Consider the following 19,626-nt stretch of genomic DNA (forward strand, 5'->3'; position numbering starts at 1 on the left):
GCACAAGGGCCAAGAAAATCCACCCGAAGAGTTGAACCCCACTGCCGATCAGGGCTGTCCATGGCCGTCACAGACAAAAACGTTGTGGCTGGAGTCGGATTGGCGGCTATTTCAGCAGGCTCCTAGGAGCGCCGACGGCTGGAGCGCGGCAAGGGCCGGCCTTCGAGCGGTGGGTTGGACGCCGGTTCCGGGGGGGCGTCAGGCTCGCCGGGCTCGGGACGTTGCCAGCGGGGCAAGGTGAAACTGGCGTCATCGGGCCAGTCGCCGTCGACGTCCGTGCCGGTGCCTTGGCTGGGCCGGGGGTCTGGGCCCGGCGGCTGAACAAGGGGCACCCCCGGCCGGCCTCGCCGCGACACGGCCTCCAGCCCCTGGCGGCGTGGGCCACCCGATGCGGTGGGCGGCGGCGGCGCCGGTGGTGGCGGTTCCTGAGGGGCGCTGCGCTCGGACTCCTGCCAGGGTTCACGCCAGTCGTCCCCATCATCAAGCAGCCAGTCGAGGCGCCCTTCCACCCAGCGGCCGAACTCATCCATGCGCGGCCGCAGCTGGGGCCGGCGCTCGGCACCCCGCGGGGCCGGACGGCCACCGGGCCGAGAACCCGCCACCCCCTCGACGAACTGGCGGCCCGCCGTCACCCAGCGATCGACCCGCTGATCAAGGGGGTCGGCTCCGCCCCGTGGCCGCCGGGTCGGTTCACGCTCGCGCTCCTGGCGGTCACGAAATTCCCTTTCTCGGGGGTCGCGTTCTCGGCCGTAGCCCTGATCCGTTGCAGGCATCAAAAGATTTTAACGGCGCCGACCGGACAGCCAGTGCTCGCGCCCCATCCCCACCAGGGCGATGGTGAAACCACCCCATTCCAGGGTCCACAGAAACGTCGCCATCGGCCCCAACACCTGCGCCAGAACCTAGGCGGTGGCGGGCTCGAACACCAGCAGACAGCTCGCATCCCAGCGGCCGCCATGCAGGCGCTCGCAGCAGTGGCGGCACGCCAGGCCGTGGCGGCGGCGCTGGTAGGGCGTCCGGCTGTCGCAACGTGGGCAGCGGGCGATCCAGCGGCTGGCGGCCACCGGCAGGGGGTAGCGGTGGCGCAGGCTCACCTGAAAACCGTCCTGGGCCTTGTTGATCACCGCCATCCGGGCCCGGAAATGGGGGCCGTGCACCTCCTGCACCGCCAGCACCCGGTCGACCCAGGCATGGATCATCTCGTGGCAGAGGGTGCCCAGGGTGGCCTGGCGGGGCAACGGTTCCAGCAGGGGCCGGGAGAGGACGATCTCGCAGAGGTCACGCCCGTCGGCCAGACGCCCCCGCCTGTAGAAGCCGGCGGTGCGGGTGAGGCGGCCGTCGCTCCAGCGCACGTCCACCAGGGGTCTGTCCCCGCGGGTGAGCTGGCCGTCGAAGTGCTCGCGATTGAGCCGGTGGAACAGGGGCAGCAGCGGTTCCAGGGGCATCGGCCCATTCTGGTGGGGTCGTCCGTCAGACTCTGCAACGCTGCGAACGGATGGGATCACCATGGACTGGGGACTGGCCCGCGACATCGGCACCAAGCTCCTGCTGGCGGGAGCGGGTGGCTTGCTTCTGTACTGGACCATCTCGGCGGTCCGGCTGGTGCTCAGCGCCCGGGGCATCAATCCGCTGATCAAGCAGTTCTTCACCCAGGTGGCCTCCGGCCAGGTGGACGGGGCCTACCTGCTCACCACCCGCAACTACCGCTCCCACGTCAACCGCCAGCAGTTCATCCGCTTCCTGGCCGGCCTGCAGCTCAACAAGTACCGCAACCTCAAGTCCGGCCGGCCCCGGCTGCAGGAGGGCCAGGTGATCCTGACGGTCAAGCTCAAGACCGACGGCAAGGAGGAACTGCCACTGGACTTCACCTTCGTGAAGGTGGAGGAGGCCTGGCGCGTGGATCGCATCACCAAGCTGGCGGCCGCCTGAGCCGTGGCCCAAGCCCGGGCAGAAGAACTGCGGCGCCTGCTCAACCGCGCCGCCCATGCCTACTACGTTCTCGATGCTCCGGTCATGGAGGATCCGGTCTATGACCGGCTCTACCGGGAGCTGGTGGCGCTGGAGCAGGCCGATCCGGCGCTGATCCGGCCCGACAGCCCCACACGCCGGGTGGGGGGAGCCCCGGCCGAGGGCTTCACGAACGTGGCCCACAGGATTCCCCTGCTGAGCCTCGACAACGCCTTTTCCCTCGATGAACTGGACGTCTGGTACGGCCGCCTGCTCAAGGTGCTCGACCGCGAACCCCAGGAGGGCTCCCAGGAGCCGGCCCTGCCGATGGTGGGCGAACTCAAGATCGACGGCAACGCCCTGGCCCTGAGCTACGAGCACGGGGTGCTGGTGCGGGCCGCCACCCGGGGGGACGGGGAACGGGGCGAGGAGATCACCGCCAACGTGCGCACGATCCGCAGCGTGCCCCTGCGGCTCGAGCTGGAGCCGCCCCCGGCCTGGGTGGAGGTGCGCGGTGAGGCCTTCATCCCGGACGCCACCTTCGCCGCCATCAATGCCGAGCGTGCCGAGCGGGGCGAGGCCCCCTTCGCCAACCCCCGCAACGCCTGCGCCGGCACCCTGCGCCAGCTGGATCCGAAGGTGGTGGCCGCGCGGGGCCTGTCCTTCTTCGCCTACACTCTGCACCTGAGTGAGGACTGGCAGGCCGGGCCCCGCAGCCAGTGGCAGGCCCTCGGCTGGCTCAAGGCGGCCGGGTTCCGCGTCAATCCCCACTGCGCCCTCTGCCCCGACCTGGCGGCGGTCAAGCTCTTCTGCGACCGCTGGGAGGAGGAGCGCCGCGGCCTGCCCTATGCCACCGATGGGGTGGTGGTGAAACTCGACGACCTGCGCCTGCAGGAAGAGGCGGGTTTCACCCAGAAGGCGCCCCGCTGGGCGATCGCCCTCAAGTACGCCGCCGAGGAGGCCCCCAGCCGCCTGCTCCGCCTCACCTGCCAGGTGGGCCGCACGGGGGTCGTCACCCCGGTGGCGGAGTTCGAGCCGGTGCCCCTGGCCGGCACCACCGTGAGCCGCGCCACCCTCCACAACGCCGACCGCGTGGCGGAGCTGGATCTCTGTGCCGGCGACACGATCGTGGTGCGCAAGGCGGGCGAGATCATCCCCGAGGTGGTACGGGTGCTCAAAGAGCTGCGGCCGGCGGGGGCGACCCGGCTGGAGCTGCCCCCCACCTGTCCGGAATGCGGCTCGGCGCTGGTGCGTGAGGAAGGGGAAGCCGCCACCCGCTGCGTCAACAACGGCTGCCCCGCCATCCTGCGGGGCTCCCTGCGCCACTGGGTGAGCAAGGGGGCCCTTGATGTGGACGGCCTGGGGATCAAGCTGATCGAGCAGCTGGTCGACCGGGGCCTGGTGGCCTCGATCCCCGGCCTCTACGGGCTCGATGCCGCCCTGCTGGCCAGCCTGGAGCGGATGGGGGAAACCTCCGCGGCCAAGCTGGTGGCCGCCCTGGAGGCGTCGAAGCAACAGCCCTGGCACCGCCAGCTCTACGGCCTCGGCATCCACCATGTGGGTGAGGTCAACGCCAAGGCCCTGGCCCGGGCTTTCCCCAGCGCCACCACGCTGGAGGCCGCCGCCCTGGCCGGCGACGACGGCGAGGCGGCGGATCGGCTTACGGCGGTCTTCGGCATCGGCCCCGAGATCGCCCAGTCCCTGCGGCAGTGGTTCGCCACGCCGGCCAATCGGTTGTTGCTGGAGCAGCTGGGGGCGCTGGGTTTCTCCCTGGCTGCCGCGCCCGACCAGAACGCAGGCGGGGATGGGCGGCCGCCGGCGCCGACACCCCTGGCGGGCCAGACCTTCGTGCTCACCGGCACCCTGCCCGGCCTGAGCCGCTCCGCCGCCCAGGCCATGATTGAGGCGGCCGGGGGCAAGGTGAGCGGTTCGGTGAGCCGCAAGACCAGCCACGTGGTGGCGGGAGAGGAGGCCGGCAGCAAGCTCATCAAGGCCCAGGCCCTCGGGGTGAGCGTGCTGGATGAGGAAGGCCTGAGGGCGCTGCTGGGGACCGATCCGGCCTGAACGGTTTCCGCTCTTCCGCTGCCCCTGCCGGCGTCAGCGGCCAGAGTGGGGATGGCACGTCTGCAGCTGCACCATGCGACGACGGCAAGTGATCCTGTTCGCCGTGGTGGGGGCCCTGGGCTGGAGCGTGGCGCAGGCGCTGCCGCCGGGGCCGCCTGGGTCGTCCCCGACCCTGCAGGGGCTGGCGGCGGCGCGCGGCCTGCGCTGGGGCACCGCCGTCACCAACGAGCAGCTGCAGAACCCCGACCTGCGACGCCTGGTGACCAGCCAGAGCGGCCTGATCGTGCCCGAATCCGAGTTGAAGTGGGACGGGGTGGAAGCGGCGCCGGGGCGCTTCGATTTCAGCGCCCCAGATCGGCTGTTGGCGTTCGCCCGCGAACACGGTCTGGCGATGCGGGGCCACACCCTGCTGTGGCACGAACAGCTGCCGGCCTGGGTCAAGGCGCTTCCGGCGGCGGAACTGGACAGGGCCCTGGCGACCTACATCGGCACGGTGGTGGGGCATTACCGCGGCCAGCTGCCGTCATGGGATGTGGTGAACGAACCGATCGCCGACGACGGCACGGGCCTGCGCCGAACCCTCTGGCTGGAGCGGCTGGGACCCGGCTACATCGCCCGCGCGCTGAACCTCGCCCATCAGGCCGATCCCGCGGCGGCCCTGGTGATCAATGAGTACGGATTGGAGGGCGATGACGCCAAGACGGCACGCAAGCGGCGTTCCTTCCTGGCGCTGCTGCGGCAACTGCGCGACAGCGGCGTGCCGTTGAACGCCGTGGGGCTGCAGGCCCACCTCTACGCCAACGGCAGCGGCCCCACCACCTTTGCCACCCTGCCCGCCTTCCTGCGGGAGCTGGCGGCCCTGAATCTCGACATCTATGTGACGGAACTGGACGTGAACGACCGGGAACTGCCGGCGGCCATCCCGGAGCGTGACCGCGCCGTGGCGGCGGTCTACGGGGCGTTCCTGGCGGCGGTCCTGCCGGAACCCCGGCTGAAGCTGATCACCAGCTGGGGATTGAGTGATCGCACCACCTGGCTGAATTCATTTTTTCCCAGGGCGGATGGCCTGCCGCAACGGCCGTTGCCTTTCGATGAAAACAACCAGCCCAAACCAGCAACAGCCGCTATAATGGCTGGCTTGAGCAAGCTCTGATTCAGTCAGATCAGCCAAGCGAAAGAGCATGTCCAACGCAGATTAACGGCTCAATGAAAGGGCTTACCCCCTTGAAAAGTTGTTGTTCTGGTAGAATCAAATTCCACCGTCAACTGTCGGAATGTCCTCATCGTCCGCTGGCGCGAGCGATCCTGAGTCCACCGGCGCACCCGGTTCGCTCCTGGGCGCCCCCGCGACGGATGACGATGACGTGGTCCCCACCTCCCATAGGGCCGATCTCACCATCCTGCTGATTTCGGCTGGGTTGCTGATCACGGCCCTGGCGATCGTGATCAACTTCTTCACCGCGCGCTCCCGTGATGCGGTCATCAATGCCACTCCGATCGTCCTGAGGAGTCCGGTCACCGGCGTCCTGGAAAGTCTCACGGTGGGGACAGGCGTGGAGGTCCGCCCCGGCCAGACCCTGGCCATCGTGGTCAATCCGATGGCCACCCGTGATGTGCTCGCGGGCCTGGAAACCCAGCTGGAAACGGCCCGCGGCCGGCTGCAGGAGCTGCGGACACGCCGGGATCTGCGCAAGAAGCTCGTGGCACAACTGAATCAGGACGCCAGACAGCAGCGCAGCCTGGAAATCTCCCGCGACCAGAACGAACGGGACAACCTCGGCTTCGCCCTGGACCGGGCCCGCAAGGAATTCGCCTTCGCCAGAAGGGAGACCCTGCGGCAGGAAGAACTGTTCCGGGCCGGGGCCGTGGCCGCCAACGTGGTCGATCGGGCCCGCACCACCGAACAGCAACGTGCGCGTGAAGTGCGGGGCCTTGAAGCCCAGCTGGCCGGCCAGGCGGCGGTTCTGCAGGCTTCCAAAAACGACCTCACCCTGCGCAACAACCGCAGCAACTCCGATCCGGTGGTGCGGCTGCAGGAGGCCACCATCGCGCTCGAGAATGCCGAAGGGGATGTGCGCACCCAGACGTTCCAAGTCAGCGGCCTGGAGCAGCAGATGAACGTCGCCAAGGAGGAATGGCAGGAGCGCAGTCGCTCCCGACTCGTCAGTCCCAGGAAGGCGGTGGTCTGGCAGCTGGGGGCCCAGAGGGGGGACTCCGTCGACGCCATGCAGACGGTGATCCAGATGATCGATTGCAGCCAGCGCTGGCTGACGACCACGGTGGCGGAAAACGATCTCAACCGGATTCGCCTGGGCAGCAAGGCCAGAATCGAACTGGTGGGCAATCGGGACAAACTGCGGGGCGAAGTGATCGGCATCCGCTCCGGCATCGGCCGAACCCAGCTGGGTGATGAAGCGCCCCAACCGGTGCCGATCAATCTGGCCAGAGAAAGCGAGGTGAAGATCCGCATCCTCAATGACTTTCCGGCTCCTCCAGGGGAGTTCTGCTACGTGGGGTTCACGGCGAAGGTCAGCTTCGAACGATGAAGTTCCTCCACTCGTTTTCGGATCCCACCGGCAACACGAGGATCTCGCCATGGGTCTGGATGGTGCTGCTGCTCTCCGGGGCGAGCCTGGTTCTGGCGGTACTGCTGGCCAATCTGCAGGTGTCCGTGGTGGCGATCGGGCTTCTCAACCCTCTGAGTTTCCGGGTCCTGCCCGAACTCTGGCAGGTGCGGGACGTGTGGGTGGACGTGCTGCTGCCCCTGGCTCTGGCGGTCGGGATCTGCCTTGGGGTCAACCTCCTGCCCAGGCGCCCGTCCGCCTACCTGCTGGCCACCGTGATGCTGTCGCTGTTCGCGATTCGCTACTTCATCTGGCGAGCGACGACCATCAACACGGCCCACCCAGCCAGCCTCGTCTTCAGTCTGATCTTCTTTCTCTGTGAGTTCACGTATCTCCTCACATCCGCCCTGCAGTTCTATCCCTCTCTGAAGTACAAACCAGAGCAACGGCGACGCCAGGCGGATCAACTGCTGGCCTGGGCAAAGGAGCATCAACCCAGCGTTGATCTATGGATTCCCACCTATAATGAATCGGAGCGACTCGTTCGACGCTGCATCATGGCATGCACCAATATTCATTACAAAAATAAAACGATTTACGTTCTTGACGACGGCCACCGACCCTCCATTGCCGCCTTGGCCCAGGAACTAGGCGTGCAGTATCTGAGCCGTCCCGACAATCTGCACCGCAAGGCTGGCAACCTCAACTATGCCCTGGCCCATTCCCATGGCGACCTGATTGCCGTCTTTGATTGTGATTTCATCCCGTTCAGCCGATTCCTGGATCGCACGGTTGGCTTTTTCAAGGATCCCAACGTTGCCTTGGTGCAAACCCCACAGCACTACTTCAACTCAGATTTTCACAATCGCAATCTCGGCCTGGACGTCCTTGTCCCCGACGACATGGACTATTTCTTCCGCTATGTCCAGGTGATTCGCGATCCCTTCAATGCCGTGGTGTGCTGTGGCACTTCCTATCTGGCCAGGCGCTCGGCGCTGGAGGCCATCGGTGGTTATGTCACCCATTGCATCGTCGAAGACAACCAGACCGGCACCCGACTGCTCACCCGCGGCTGGCGCATGGTCTACCTGGATGAAGTGCTGAGCCTGGGCGAAGTACCCCGCACCTTCCGCGATTATCTCGAGCAGCGGCTGCGTTGGATGCAGGGAAACTTGCAGGTGTTCACTTCACCCAAAGAGCTGCCGATCTGGAAAACCCTGAATTTCTGGCAGAAGGTTTTTTATCTGAATCTTCTGCTCAGTCTGCTGACTCCTCTGTTTCGCGCCGTCTATATTATTTTCCCTTTGATGTCGATGCTGATCGGCTTCACGCTGATTGCCGCACCTCCGGTGGAATACATGGCCTACGGCTTGCCGTTCGTGATCATGTTGTATTTCATGCCGTCCTGGCAAACCAACGGCCATTACTTCCATTTCTGGACGGAGGTCTATGAATCCCTTTTTTGCTTCCCAGCATTGAAAAGGATGTCACAGATTCTGTTCCGGCCGTTCCGATCCGTTGGCAGTCTGGTCACCAACAAAGACGTCAACAATCCGAAGCAGACCATGGATCTGCGTTTTGCCTGGCCCTTCCTCACCTACCTCTTCGTTTTTGTGGGTGTTCTGGTGCTGAATTACGGCCTGCCGCTGCTGGACATTCGCTGGTCCAGATCTGTCTTCGAGGGAGAGGGCCTGATGGTCGGCTGGAACCTCTACAACGGCCTCCTGATGTTCATCTGCCTGCTCGCCTGCATCGACAAACCGATCCGCCGCCAGGCCGACCGCTTCCCCCTGGGGCTGGTGGCCTGCCTCGAAGTGGAGGGCACGGAGTACTGGGGCATCACCAACGATGTCTCCGAGCAGGGGGCGAGCCTCTTGCTCAACGCCCCTGGCCCAGGCAAGGGAGAGATTCAAGGCCTGCTGCGGGTGCCCCAGTACCACCTGGAGTTGCCCGTCCGGCTGATGAGGGCCAGCCGTCTGCGGCAGCAACACCTGCTGGGGCTGAACTTCCAGATGCCGGCCCGGGAGACGGAGGCCGCCCTGATCCAGCTCATCTATGGGGAGAATGCCTGGTTCCAGAAGGTGAAACGGGTGGGCAGCATCGAGGCGCTGTTCCTGCTCCTCGGCAGCGTGGTGCGTGCCGAGCCGATCCTGCGGCGCTCCTGAGCTGCCAGCGCTGTGCAACCGCTACCGATACATCTGGAATCGCCGGTTCAGCCCCAGAATGTCTTGGTGAATGCTGAACCTGTGGCCGTCGCCCACCCCTTGGACCACGACATCAGCCTCGATCCGCCCGTGCGCCCCTCCGGTCCACCGGTGCAGATGGAAGCGATGGCGGAGCCGCTGCCTGAGATCCCGGGGGGACTGCGGCGCCAGCTGGCCCGCCACCAGCTGTTGCTGCCCCTGCTGCGCCAGTCGGTGATCGCCAGAGCCGTGGCGGAGGTGACCCTGGGAGCGGAAGAGCGCCAGAAATCCCAGCAGGCCTGGGGGAGCAGCCACGGTCTCCGTTCCGCCGATGATCTGAAAAACCACCTGCTGCGGCACGAACTGTCGGAAGCCGATGTGGTTTGGCAGGCGGAGCTGCCCGCCAGGATCGAAAAGCATTGCCAGGAGCACTTTCTGCACCGGGCCGAGCAGCGCTATCTGGGCCGCAAGAACCAGCTGGATCAGGTGATTTACAGCTTGCTGCGGGTGGAGGACGGAGCGCTGGCCCGCGAGCTCTACCTACGCATCGCCGAGGGGGAAGCCGACTTCGCCGAGCTGGCAGCCACTTACGCCAAGGGGCCCGAGCGCTCCACCCGGGGGGTGGTGGGCCCAGTGCCGTTGCTGCAGGCCCATCCGTCCCTGGCCGAGCTGTTGCGCACCAGCCGCCCGGGCCAGCTCCATCCCCCCCTGCGCATCGACCGCTGGTGGCTGGTGGTGCGGTTGGAAACGCTCCGTTCCGCCAGCTTTGACGAAGAGATGCAGAAGCGGATGGCGCGGGAGCTGTTTGACGAATGGGTGGATCAGGAAGTGGCCCTGCTGCTGCGGCCGGGGCAGGGACGATGACATCCACGGTCCCCGGACGCACCGACTGGCTCACCCTGCCGCCCTTCGATGGCCTCTCCATCGCCGGCCGGGAACGGCTGCTGGCGGAAGCCCGCCCATGCCGGTTCCGCGTCGGCGAAGACCTCAGCAACGCCGGCAGCATCGGCGACCGTGTGCTCGTGCTGCACGAGGGTGAGGCCCGGCTGCTGGGGGAGCGGGACGGTCGGCCCTTCACCCTCGAACGGCTTGGCCCCGGCGCCATCGTGGGGTTGGTGTCGCTGTTGCGGGCTGAGGGGATTGAGCCGGTGAGTGCCGCCTCCGAGCTGCTGGCAACGGCAGTCCCGGACACGCTGATGCTTGAGCTGCTGCTGGCCGAAGACGGACTGCGTCAGTGGTGTGGCCGCCACCTCTGGACGGCGGAACTGCATCAGCTGCTGCTGCAACGGGATGGGGCCGCCGCGGGCCGCTTCGATCCGCCCCTCTGGCGCGAAAAGATCGAGCAGCTGCGCCTGCGGGCCCGGGGTGTGCTGCCGACCGCCGCCGGGGCCATCGCCCTGCAGGACGGAGAGGACCTGCTCCTGGCCAGCGCCAACGTCCCCGATCTGCCCATCGGCTCACTGCTGGCAGCGACAGAACCGCTCCCCCAGCCCCGTCCCCCCCTGCCGCTGCGGCTGCTGGCCCTCACCCCCGCACCAGCCGTGGCGGTGGCCCCAGCTCCGTCCCCCTCGGACACCACGGCTGACCAGGCCATCGAGCCCATGGAGGCCGCTGCTGGTGGCCAGGCCCAGCCCAGCAGCCTCGATCTGGGCCAGGATCGGGCCGACCGCCATCTCACCCTGGTGCGGGGCACCGGGCCGCTGGAGGAGACCCTGGCCTGCTTCCAGATGCTCGGCAAGCTGCTGGAGCTTCCCTACCGCCGTGACGCGGTGGACAAGATCCTGCGCGACAAGATGCGCCGCGGCCAGCCACCCGATCTGCAGCTCTGCGGCCAGATCGCCGCCATGCTCGGCCTGCTGGTCACTGGCGCCAAGGTGCCGGCAGCGTCCGCCACCCGCCTGATCACCCCTTGCCTGGTGCCCTGGAAGGAAGGCTTCGCCATCGCCACCGCCAGCAACGCCGCCGGCCTGCGGCTGGCCTCGCCGGCGGAGGGCTGGGTGCAGCTGAGCCCGGCCCAGATCGCCGAGACCTACCCGGAGGGACTCGAACTGCTGCTGCTGGAGCGCAGCATCGACACCCCGGAGCAGACCTTCGGCCCGGGCTGGTTCTGGCCGGCCCTGAAGCGCTACCGGGGCATGTTGCTCCAGGTGCTGCTGGCCTCCTTCGTGGTCCAGCTGTTCAGCCTGGCCAACCCCCTGCTGATCCAGGTGATCATCGACAAGGTGATCTCCCAGCGCAGCCTCGACACGCTGCAGATCCTGGGCATGGCCCTGGTGGTGGTCACCCTGATGGAGGGGGTGATCGGCTCGCTGCGCACCTTCCTGTTCACCGACACCACCAACCGCATCGACCTGCGCCTCGGCGCCGAAGTGATCGACCACCTGCTGCGCCTGCCGCTTGGCTATTTCGACAAGCGACCTGTCGGGGAGCTGGGCACCCGGATCGCCGAGCTGGAGAAAATCCGCAACTTCCTCACCGGCCAGGCCCTGATCACCCTGCTGGATGCGGCCTTCTCAGTGATCTACATCATCGTGATGGCGATCTACAGCTGGCTGCTGACGCTGATCGCCCTGGCGGTGTTGCCCATCCAGGTGGGACTCACCCTGCTCGGGGCTCCCTTGTTCCGACGCCAGTACCGCCAGGCGGCCGAGGAGAACGCCCGCACCCAGAGCCACCTGGTGGAAGTGCTCACCGGCATCCAGACGGTGAAGGCCCAGAACGTTGAGATGGTGAGCCGTTGGAAATGGCAGGAGCTCTACGCCAAGTACATCTCCCGCACCTTCGAGAAAACCATCACCGGCACCTTCCTCAACGAGACCAGTTCGGTGCTTCAGAAGCTGTCCCAGCTGTTGGTGCTCTGGGTGGGGGCCACCATGGTGCTGAAGGGGGAACTCACCCTGGGCCAGCTGATCGCCTTCCGGATCATCAGCGGCTACGTCACCCAGCCCCTGCTGCGTCTCTCCTCCATCTGGCAGAACATCCAGGAGCTGCGCGTGTCGTTTGAGCGCCTCGCCGATGTGGTGGACACCCCGGAGGAATCCAGCGAAGCCGATCGCGGTCACATCCCCTTGCCGCCGGTGAAAGGAGACGTGGTGTTCGAGAACCTCAGCTTCCGTTTCAACCCCGGCGGACCCGAGGTGCTCAGCAACGTCAACCTGCACGTTCCGCCCGGCACCTTCACCGGGATCGTGGGCCAGAGCGGCAGTGGCAAGAGCACCCTGATGAAGCTCCTGCCGCGCCTCTATTCCCCCTCAAAGGGCCGCATCCTCGTGGATGGCTACGACATTGACAAGGTTGAGCTCTACTCCCTGCGCCGCCAGGTGGGGATCGTGCCCCAGGATCCCCTGCTCTTCTCCGGCACCATCAGCGAGAACATCGCCCTCACCAACCCTGAGGCGCCCAGCGACGCCATCGTCGAGGCCGCCCGGATCGCCGGTGCCCATGACTTCATCATGGAGCTCTCCTCCGGCTACAGCACCCCCCTGGGGGAACGGGGCGCCTCCCTCTCCGGCGGCCAACGCCAGCGCATCGCCATCGCCCGCACCCTGCTGAGCCAGCCCCAGCTGCTGGTGATGGACGAAGCCACCAGCGCCCTCGATTACGACACCGAACGCCAGGTGTGCGACAACCTCCGCGAGGCGATGAGCCAGAGCACCGTGTTCTTCATCACCCACCGCCTGTCCACCATCCGCCGCGCCGATCTGATCGTGATGATGCACCAGGGGGCCATCGTGGAGACCGGCACCCATGAGGAACTGATGGCCCTGAAGGGACGCTACTTCGCGCTCTATCGCCAACAGGAGGCGGGCTGATGGCTCCACCGTTGCCCACCCCGGCCGGCTTGCTGCGTCGTGCCCAGAACGGCCTCGAGCGCAGCATCCACACCGACAGCGACGACGTGGTGCTGCAGCAGTCTCGCTTCTGGGCCCGCTCGATCACCTGGACCCTGATGGGGGTCACCCTGTTCGGCCTCGGCTGGCTGGCCTTCGCCCAGACCGAGGAGATCGTCACCGCCCCGGGCAAGCTCGAGCCCCTGGGGGTGGTGAAGGACATCCAGATGCCGGTGGGCGGCGTGGTGGAGGAGGTGATGGTGAAGGAGGGCGAGCGGGTGGAGAAGGGACAGGTGCTGCTGCGCCTCGACACCGAGACCACCCTCGACCGCCAGGCCAGCATGCAGCGGACGATCCGGTACAAAGAGCAGCAGCTGCGCCTCAAGCAGGTGGAGCTGGCCCGGTACCTCCAGTTCAATGACACCGCCCAGCGGGTGCTGCGCCAGAGCTTGGTGCTCGAAAAGGATGTGCTCAGCCGCCTCGATACGCTCAACAAAGAGGGCGCCACCGCCGAACTTCAGTACCTCTCCCAGCGCAACAAGGTCCAGGAGGTGGAGGGGAAGCTGGAGGAAACCGGCGTCGACCGGCTGCGCCAGCAGGCGATCCTGCAGCAGGGCATCCGCGAAATCCAGAGCGAACTGGCCGACCTGGGCAGCAAACTGACCGAGCTCAACGTCAACATCCGCTACCAGGCGATCCGGGCCCCCGAGGCGGGGGTGGTGTTCGAGCTCAAGCCGCGCTCCAGGGGCTTCGTGGCCCAGACCAGCGAACCGGTGATGAAGGTGGTGCCCTTCGACAAGCTGGAGGCGCGGGTGGAAGTGCCCAGCCGGGAAATCGGATTCGTGTCGGTCGGCAAAACGGCCGACATCAGCATCGATTCGTTCCCGGCCACGGATTTCGGCGTGCTGCAGGGCACCGTGCGGCGCATCGGCTCCGATGCCCTGCCCCCGGACCAGATGAACAACTTCTACCGCTTTCCGGTGGACATCCGGCTCAACTCCCAGCAGCTGAAGCTCAAGAGCGGCAAGGTGCTGCCGCTGCAGGTGGGCATGTCCCTCACCGCCAATGTCAAATTGCGCAAGGTCACCTATCTGCAGCTGCTGCTGAGCGACTTCAAGGACAAGGCTGACGCTCTGCGGCAGATCTGAGCCGCTCCATGGCGATGTAGTGGTCGGGGATGATGCGTGTGCGCAGTCCCACCAGGGGCTCCAGCCACGGCAACAGCAGCCCGTCGAGGCCGCGGTTCACCAGAGCGCCGGCGACACGGAAGGCCATCCGCCAGCGGGCCTTCGGGGCGATCAGATGCAGGGCGTGGCGGTGCACCGGCCCGTCGATGCAGACCAGCCAGGCAGGATCCATCCCCGCCTGAGCCATCGCCACCTCGAAGCTGCGGCGACTGTGGAAGCTGATGTGCTGACCATTGCCGAAGGCGTAGTACCACCAGTCGGGATCGGGGATCTCACCCGCCTGCCGCATCAGGGTGGAGAACACGAACAGGGGCGTGGCCCCCACCTCGTCGCGCAGGAACCCGGGGGTGCAGGGCACATGCTCGATCACTTCGAAGGCGGTCTTGCAGCCGATGGCCCCATCGCCGGGGGGGCCGCAGAAGGGGCGGATCAGTTCCATGGCCGCATAGGCATCGGTGCCGTGGTAATCGAAGCCGTGATCCCGCAGCAGACGCGGCAGCATGCCCAGCCCGGTGCCCAGATCGCAGCCGGGCTCACTGGGGCCAAAGCGACCCAGCCGGCCGATCACCAGCAACAGGCGCAGCAGCCGCGAGGCGTGCAGGTTGCGATCGACGTAGCCGGTGTCGCCGTAAAACGACTCCTCGTAGGCCACGTCCAGCCAGGAGGGATCGCCCAGGAAAAGAAAGTCGCAGGCGCTGCAATGGACGAGTTCAGCCTCCACCCGGGCCTTGCTCACCCGCTCCCGTCGCACCAGGGAGAGGCTGGCGCCGCCGCAGTTGGGGCAGGTGCCGGCGGAGGGGCTAGGGGGAGTCTCGGCCGTCACCATCGCTGGCCTGCATCGCCACGTGGGAGGCTACCCCGCGTTCCTCCAGGGCCAGGCGCACCTGGCGGGCTACGAGCAGCACCGCCGCCAGGGTGGCGGCCACCCCCAGCAGCCGCAGGGCCCAGGTGACGCCATCGGCCGGGCCGGCCAGCAGCGCCGCGAAGCGGCTGGGATCGCCGGCCGCCGCCCCCAGGGCGCAGAACAGCACGGTGCCGGGGAGGATGCCGATCAGGCCGATCGAGTAGTCGCGCAGGCTCACCTCACTGAGGCCGTAGGCCAGGTTGAGCAGGCTGAAGGGGAAGGCCGGCGACAGGCGGGTGAGCAGCACCAGGACCAGGCCCTGGCGGCACACCGCCCGCTCCACCGCCAGCAGCCGCGGCGCCCCGGCCAGGCGGCGGCGGGCCCAGCCCCGCCAGCGGCCGCGACCCAGCAGGAACACCGCCTGGGCCCCCAGGCAGGCCCCGGCGAACACCAGCACGCTGCCCCAGAGCGGGCCGTAGAGCACCCCGGCCAGCATCGAAGCCCAGACCCCCGGCAGCAGAAAGGTCACCCACAGCGCGTAGAGAGGCACGAAGGCCATGGCCCCGAGTGGGGAGCGCAGCGCTGGCAACAGCTGATCCAGCAGGGTGGATCCATCCATCGCCGAACCGTAGCGATGGGCAGGGCCACGGCAGCGCCCTATAACCAGCGGAGGCGAGGAGCCATCACGCGATGACCATGCCCAAGCCCAGCAGTCGAAAGGGCAGCGGCGGACCCTGGCCGCTGATTGCAGCCCTGCTGGCCCTGCTGGTGCTGGCCGGGCTCGGCAATCGCCTGTGGCAGCAGCGCGAACGGAAACAGGCTGAGGCTCAGCGCGCCGTGCCGCTGCTGCCGCGGCAGGTCTCCGCCCTGGGCCGGATCGAGCCCCTGGGCGGCATCAGCAAGGTGTCGGTGCCCAGTTCCCTGGTCAACGACCGGGTGCGCGACATCCTGGTGAAGGAGGGCCAGGAGGTACGCAAGGGTCAGCCCCTGGCGGTGCTCGAAAGCCTCGACACGCTCGAGAGCAGCGTGAACAAAGCCCAGGCGGCGATACGGGTGGCCCAGAGCAAGCTGGCCGCCCAGGACAGCGTCATCGCCCGTTATAAGGCCGACCTGGGCCAGGCCAGCGCCGAGGCACGGCGGGCCGAGCAGCTGTTCGCCAGCGGGGCCACCACGGCCAACCGGGTGGAGCAGCTGCAAGCCGACGAGAACAGTGCCAAGGCCCAGCTGGCCGAGGCGATCACCACCAAGGGCACCCTGGCCGCCGAGCTGCGCGAGAGCCGGGCGTCGCTGGAGAAGGACCAGGTCGAGCGGGCCAAGGCCACAGTGTTGGCCCCCTTCTCCGGCACCGTGTTCAAGGTGCATGCCCGGCCGGGCGACAAAGTCGGTGATGACGGCCTGCTGGAACTGGGCGACAGCAGCCGCATGGGCGTGATCGCCGAGGTGTATCAGAGCGATCGCCCGCTGATCTCCCTGGGCCAGAAGGTCAGCCTCAGCGCCGACGGCTTCAAGGGGCGCAGCGTGCAGGGGAAGGTGGTGGAGATCGCCCGCGAAGTCAGCCGCCAGACCGTGTTCAGCGGCCAGGCCGGCGAGAACCTGGACCGGCGGGTGCTGGAGGTGAAAATCGGCCTGACCCCACAGGAGTCAGCGGTGGCCAGCCACCTCAACTACCTGCAGGTGAATGTGCTGTTCGCCCCACTGACCGCCGCTCAGAAGGCCAGCCAGGAGGCGGCTCGGGAGCGCGTCCTGGGCGGCGTCCAGAAGCCATGAACCCGCTGACCGCCCTGCGCCGCACGCCCCTGGCCTGGCGGCAGACCAGCCATCGACCGATGCGACTGCTCGCCGCCATCGCCGGGGTGAGTTTCGCCAACGTGCTGGTGTTCTTCCAGCTGGGGCTGGCCAGTGGGCTCTATGCGAGCCAGAAGCGCCCCCTGGAGAGGATCAACGGCGAGCTGGTGATGGTGAGCCGGCGCTACACCAACCTGGGCGAACCGCTCAACCTGCCCCGCAGCCGCCTGATCCAGGCCCGGGGGGTGCGGGGCGTGAAGGCGGTGACGCCCCTCTACATCGGCAAGATCGACTGGCTCAACCGCGACAGCCGCGAGAAAAAACAGGCGCTGATCTTCGGGCTGGCTCCGGAGAATCCGGCCTTGCGCATCCCCGAGGTGACGGCCGATCCGGACAAACTGCTGCGGCCCGATGGCCTCTTTTTCGACACCCTCTCCAAGAAGGCGGCGGGCCCCGTGGGCCAGGTGGTGGCCCGGGACGGTTTCTACGACACCGAGCTGCGCGGCAACCGGGCCGTGGTGAATGGGCTGTTCACGATGGGGCTCACCTTTGCCGCCGACATCAACCTGATCACCTCCGCCAGCAACTTCAAGACCTGGTTCCCCGATCAGACCAGTGACGACATCCAGCTCGGTGTGATCCAGCTGGAAGCGGGCGTCAGCCCGCTGCAGGTGCAAGCCACCTTGAACAGCTTTCTCGATCCGTCGGTGAAGGTGCTCACCCTCAAGGAACTGGAGGACGTGGAGGTGGATCACTGGCGCAACAACACTTCCTTCGGGCTGATCTTCAACCTCGGGGTGCTGGTGGGCCTGGTGGTCGGCGCCATCATTGTGTATCAGATCCTCTATTCCGACGTCAGTGACCATCTGCCGGAGTACGCCACGATGAAGGCGATGGGCTACAGCGATCGCTTCGTCGTCGGCATCATCGTGCAGGAATCACTGCTGCTGGCCGCCCTGGCCTTCCTGCCCAGCCTGCTGCTGTCCATGGGCCTTTATGCGCTGCTGGCCCGCTCCACCTCGCTGCTGATCGCGATGACCCTCCAGCGGGCTCTGGCGGTGTTCAGCCTGACCCTGGTGATGGCGGCCGGTTCGGGCTGGCTGGCCACCGGCAAGCTGCGGCGGCTCGACCCCGCCGACATCTTCTGATGACACCGCTGGACGCTGCCGCCGGGCGCGCGCTGCCCATTGAGCTCCAGCATCTCGACCACTGGTTCGGCGAGGGGGAAACCGCCAAGCAGGTGCTCCTCGACATCAACCTGACGGTGCACGCCGGCGAGATCATCATCCTGACGGGGCCCTCCGGCTCCGGCAAGACCACCCTGCTGACCATGCTCGGTGGCCTGCGGGCCGCCCAGAGCGGCAGCCTCAAGGTGCTGGGGGAGGAGCTGCTCCATGCCGACAACGACGCCCTCACCCGGCTGCGGCGACAGGCGGGCTTCATCTTCCAGGCCCACAATCTGCTGCCCTACCTGACGGCCCTGGAGAACGTGCGCTTCGGCCTGGAGGTCTCGCCCACCTGGCTGGGTCGGGGCCGGGCCGCGATGGAGGACTGCGCCGCCTCCATGCTCGACCAGGTGGGGCTGGCGGAGCGGCAGCACTACTTCCCGGAAAAGCTGTCCGGCGGCCAGAAGCAGCGGGTGGCGATCGCCCGGGCCCTGGCCCCCAGCCCCCGATTGCTGCTGGCCGATGAACCCACCGCCGCCCTGGACAAGACCACCGGCCGCGACGTGGTCGACCTGTTCCGCCAGCTGGCGGACGACAACGGCGCCGCGATCGTGATGGTCACCCACGACAACAAGATCCTCGACATCGCCGATCGGATCGTCACCCTCGAGGGCGGCCAGCTGGTCGGGGGGTGAGCCGCACAGGTTTGGGCGACCCGCCCCATGGTGCGGCCTGCTGCAGCCCTCTGACGGCCAAGGCCTTAGGGAGACTTCCCACGCCCTGCACGGCGATGGCTTCGTGGCGGCGGCGGAGGTGGGCGGGGAGGGGTCAGAGCCCCGGTAGGTTGGCGAGCGCCGCAGGGCCGCGCCGATGGAGATCAGCCTGCTGGGCACGGGGCTGCTGGGGGCGGCGATCGGTGAACGGCTGCTGGGCAGCGGGCACCAGCTCACGGTGTGGAATCGCCATCGGGGACGCTGCGCGCCGCTGCAAGCCCTGGGCGCAACGGTGGCCGCCTCACCTGCCGAGGCGATGGCCGGAGCGGAGGTGGTGATCACGGTGCTGAGCGACGGCCCCACCACCGGCGCGGTGCTGCTGGAGCAGGCCGGCGCAGCGCTGTCGGGCCGGCTGGTGCTGCAGGTGGCCACGATCGCGCCCGAGGAGAGCCGGGAACTCGCCGCCGCGCTGGCGGATCGGGGCGCGGAGCTGCTGGAGGTGCCGGTGCTGGGCAGCCGGCCGGAGGCCCTGGCCGGCACGCTGCAGCTGATGGTGGGCGGCGAGGCGGCGGCCCTGGAGCGGGCCCGGCCGGTGCTGGCGGTGCTGGCGGTGCTGGGGGGCGAACCGCGGCTGCTGGGGCCGGTGGGGGCGGCCCTGACCACCAAGCTGGCCCTCAACCAGCTGATCGCCAGCCTCACCCACAGCTTCAGCCTGAGCCTCCACCTGGTGCAGCGGGCCGGGGTGGACGTGGAGGCCTTCATGGCGATCCTGCGCGCCAGCGCCCTGTACGCCCCCACCTTCGACAAGAAGCTGGCCAAGGAACTGGCCGACGATTACGCCAACCCCAACTTCCCCACCGCCCACCTGCGCAAGGACCTGCTGCTGTTCCTGCAGACCGCGCGCGGGCTGGGGCTGGAGACCGAGGGACTTGATGGGTTGGCGGCGCTGCTGGATCAGGCCACCGACGCCGGGCTGGATGAGCTGGATTACAGCGCGCTGCACCGACTGACGGCGGGGGCGTAGCTGGGCGAACGGGACTCGTGCATCAGAATGAACAAGTGGTTCACGGGTCCGAGAACCACTTGTTCGTGTTGGACAACGCGTTCTGAAACACCATGGCCTGCAGTGAGGGTCAATCAACACCCACCGGCAGGCTCATGCTGGTTCACGGAAGTGAGGCGCGCCACGGCTGTGGTTCACGGAAACCATCCAATGAGCGTTAGAAGGATCAAAGGAAAGGCGGAAGCGTCGCCGTCTTGACGCTTTGACGTCAAAGCGCTAGTGTCGAGGGATGGATGAAACGAAACGGGCCACTATCTACTTTGAGGCGGAAGTTCATCGT

The 19,626-nt window shown here is 67.3% G+C and carries 16 protein-coding genes; 12 read left to right on the forward strand and 4 right to left on the reverse strand.

The genetic code is table 11. The features are described 5' to 3' along the window. Positions 1–122 precede the first annotated feature (122 nt). Both KBY95_RS16025 and KBY95_RS16030 read right to left on the reverse strand, forming a co-directional pair. On the reverse strand, positions 123–773 hold the full coding sequence (locus tag KBY95_RS16025) for an RNA helicase (RefSeq protein ID WP_254966290.1): 651 nt from the start codon (positions 771–773) through the stop codon (positions 123–125). 129 nt (positions 774–902) lie between these two features. Beyond that, entirely contained in the window at positions 903–1,445 is a 543-nt protein-coding gene (locus KBY95_RS16030; protein WP_254966291.1) for a SprT family zinc-dependent metalloprotease, read from the reverse strand. Positions 1,446–1,506: 61 nt separating this feature from the next. Here KBY95_RS16030 and KBY95_RS16035 point away from each other — a divergent pair, with 61 nt between their 5' ends. The 8 genes from KBY95_RS16035 (at position 1,507) to KBY95_RS16070 (ending at position 13,736) form a co-directional block, all read left to right on the forward strand. Next, the gene (locus tag KBY95_RS16035) at positions 1,507–1,929 is read left to right on the forward strand and encodes a hypothetical protein (protein ID WP_094585671.1); all 423 of its coding nucleotides are present in this window, start codon (positions 1,507–1,509) and stop codon (positions 1,927–1,929) included. Positions 1,930–1,932: 3 nt separating this feature from the next. Further along, positions 1,933–4,011, forward strand: coding sequence for an NAD-dependent DNA ligase LigA (gene ligA, locus KBY95_RS16040; RefSeq protein WP_254966292.1), 2,079 nt, complete (start codon positions 1,933–1,935; stop codon positions 4,009–4,011). A gap of 73 nt (positions 4,012–4,084) precedes the next feature. Next, positions 4,085–5,164, forward strand: a complete 1,080-nt coding sequence (locus KBY95_RS16045; RefSeq protein ID WP_254966293.1) for an endo-1,4-beta-xylanase — start codon at positions 4,085–4,087, stop codon at positions 5,162–5,164. Positions 5,165–5,375: 211 nt separating this feature from the next. Further along, on the forward strand, positions 5,376–6,557 hold the full coding sequence (locus tag KBY95_RS16050; RefSeq protein WP_254966294.1) for an HlyD family efflux transporter periplasmic adaptor subunit: 1,182 nt from the start codon (positions 5,376–5,378) through the stop codon (positions 6,555–6,557). Next, entirely contained in the window at positions 6,554–8,740 is a 2,187-nt protein-coding gene (locus KBY95_RS16055) for a glycosyltransferase (protein WP_254966295.1), read from the forward strand. Before KBY95_RS16050 ends, KBY95_RS16055 begins: the two co-directional genes overlap by 4 nt. Positions 8,741–8,839: 99 nt before the next feature. Beyond that, positions 8,840–9,622, forward strand: coding sequence for a peptidylprolyl isomerase (locus KBY95_RS16060; RefSeq protein ID WP_254966296.1), 783 nt, complete (start codon positions 8,840–8,842; stop codon positions 9,620–9,622). Further along, positions 9,619–12,570, forward strand: a complete 2,952-nt coding sequence (locus KBY95_RS16065) for a peptidase domain-containing ABC transporter (protein WP_254966297.1) — start codon at positions 9,619–9,621, stop codon at positions 12,568–12,570. Before KBY95_RS16060 ends, KBY95_RS16065 begins: the two co-directional genes overlap by 4 nt. Continuing rightward, positions 12,570–13,736, forward strand: a complete 1,167-nt coding sequence (locus KBY95_RS16070) for an HlyD family secretion protein (protein ID WP_254966298.1) — start codon at positions 12,570–12,572, stop codon at positions 13,734–13,736. The genes KBY95_RS16065 and KBY95_RS16070 overlap by 1 nt, the downstream gene beginning before the upstream one ends. Here the strand turns inward: KBY95_RS16070 and KBY95_RS16075 are convergent. Beyond that, positions 13,702–14,601 (reverse strand): class I SAM-dependent methyltransferase, encoded by a 900-nt coding sequence (locus tag KBY95_RS16075; RefSeq protein ID WP_254966299.1) that lies wholly within the window; start codon positions 14,599–14,601, stop codon positions 13,702–13,704. The two genes, KBY95_RS16070 and KBY95_RS16075, sit on opposite strands and share 35 nt — an antisense overlap. Continuing rightward, entirely contained in the window at positions 14,576–15,238 is a 663-nt protein-coding gene (locus KBY95_RS16080) for a TVP38/TMEM64 family protein (protein WP_254966300.1), read from the reverse strand. Before KBY95_RS16080 ends, KBY95_RS16075 begins: the two co-directional genes overlap by 26 nt. A 71-nt stretch (positions 15,239–15,309) precedes the next feature. Between KBY95_RS16080 and KBY95_RS16085 the strand changes: the two genes are divergently transcribed. From KBY95_RS16085 to KBY95_RS16100, 4 genes are all read left to right on the forward strand, one after another. Then, positions 15,310–16,386 (forward strand): efflux RND transporter periplasmic adaptor subunit, encoded by a 1,077-nt coding sequence (locus tag KBY95_RS16085; protein ID WP_254966301.1) that lies wholly within the window; start codon positions 15,310–15,312, stop codon positions 16,384–16,386. After that, positions 16,383–17,552, forward strand: coding sequence for an ABC transporter permease DevC (gene devC, locus KBY95_RS16090; protein ID WP_254966302.1), 1,170 nt, complete (start codon positions 16,383–16,385; stop codon positions 17,550–17,552). The genes KBY95_RS16085 and devC overlap by 4 nt, the downstream gene beginning before the upstream one ends. Next, positions 17,552–18,265, forward strand: coding sequence for an ATP-binding cassette domain-containing protein (locus KBY95_RS16095; protein ID WP_254966303.1), 714 nt, complete (start codon positions 17,552–17,554; stop codon positions 18,263–18,265). The genes devC and KBY95_RS16095 overlap by 1 nt, the downstream gene beginning before the upstream one ends. 175 nt (positions 18,266–18,440) lie before the next feature. Next, a complete protein-coding gene (locus tag KBY95_RS16100) occupies positions 18,441–19,307 on the forward strand; it encodes an NAD(P)-dependent oxidoreductase (RefSeq protein ID WP_254966304.1) in 867 nt (288 codons plus the stop codon). Positions 19,308–19,626: the final 319 nt, after the last annotated feature.

The organism is Cyanobium sp. Aljojuca 7A6 (assembly GCF_024346455.1).
Classification (GTDB): domain Bacteria; phylum Cyanobacteriota; class Cyanobacteriia; order PCC-6307; family Cyanobiaceae; genus Cyanobium.

What these genes read in the sequence shown, in the direction of transcription:
- devC (WP_254966302.1), top strand. Translation starts at nt 16,383, where the DNA reads ATGAACCCGCTGACCGCCCTGCGCCGCACGCCCCTGGCCTGGCGGCAG.
- KBY95_RS16100 (WP_254966304.1), top strand. Translation starts at nt 18,441, where the DNA reads ATGGAGATCAGCCTGCTGGGCACGGGGCTGCTGGGGGCGGCGATCGGT.
- KBY95_RS16080 (WP_254966300.1), bottom strand. Translation starts at nt 15,238, where the DNA reads ATGGATGGATCCACCCTGCTGGATCAGCTGTTGCCAGCGCTGCGCTCC.
- KBY95_RS16055 (WP_254966295.1), top strand. Translation starts at nt 6,554, where the DNA reads ATGAAGTTCCTCCACTCGTTTTCGGATCCCACCGGCAACACGAGGATC.
- KBY95_RS16030 (WP_254966291.1), bottom strand. Translation starts at nt 1,445, where the DNA reads ATGCCCCTGGAACCGCTGCTGCCCCTGTTCCACCGGCTCAATCGCGAG.
- KBY95_RS16035 (WP_094585671.1), top strand. Translation starts at nt 1,507, where the DNA reads ATGGACTGGGGACTGGCCCGCGACATCGGCACCAAGCTCCTGCTGGCG.
- KBY95_RS16085 (WP_254966301.1), top strand. Translation starts at nt 15,310, where the DNA reads ATGACCATGCCCAAGCCCAGCAGTCGAAAGGGCAGCGGCGGACCCTGG.
- KBY95_RS16095 (WP_254966303.1), top strand. Translation starts at nt 17,552, where the DNA reads ATGACACCGCTGGACGCTGCCGCCGGGCGCGCGCTGCCCATTGAGCTC.
- KBY95_RS16075 (WP_254966299.1), bottom strand. Translation starts at nt 14,601, where the DNA reads ATGGTGACGGCCGAGACTCCCCCTAGCCCCTCCGCCGGCACCTGCCCC.
- KBY95_RS16045 (WP_254966293.1), top strand. Translation starts at nt 4,085, where the DNA reads ATGCGACGACGGCAAGTGATCCTGTTCGCCGTGGTGGGGGCCCTGGGC.
- KBY95_RS16065 (WP_254966297.1), top strand. Translation starts at nt 9,619, where the DNA reads ATGACATCCACGGTCCCCGGACGCACCGACTGGCTCACCCTGCCGCCC.
- KBY95_RS16025 (WP_254966290.1), bottom strand. Translation starts at nt 773, where the DNA reads ATGCCTGCAACGGATCAGGGCTACGGCCGAGAACGCGACCCCCGAGAA.
- KBY95_RS16070 (WP_254966298.1), top strand. Translation starts at nt 12,570, where the DNA reads ATGGCTCCACCGTTGCCCACCCCGGCCGGCTTGCTGCGTCGTGCCCAG.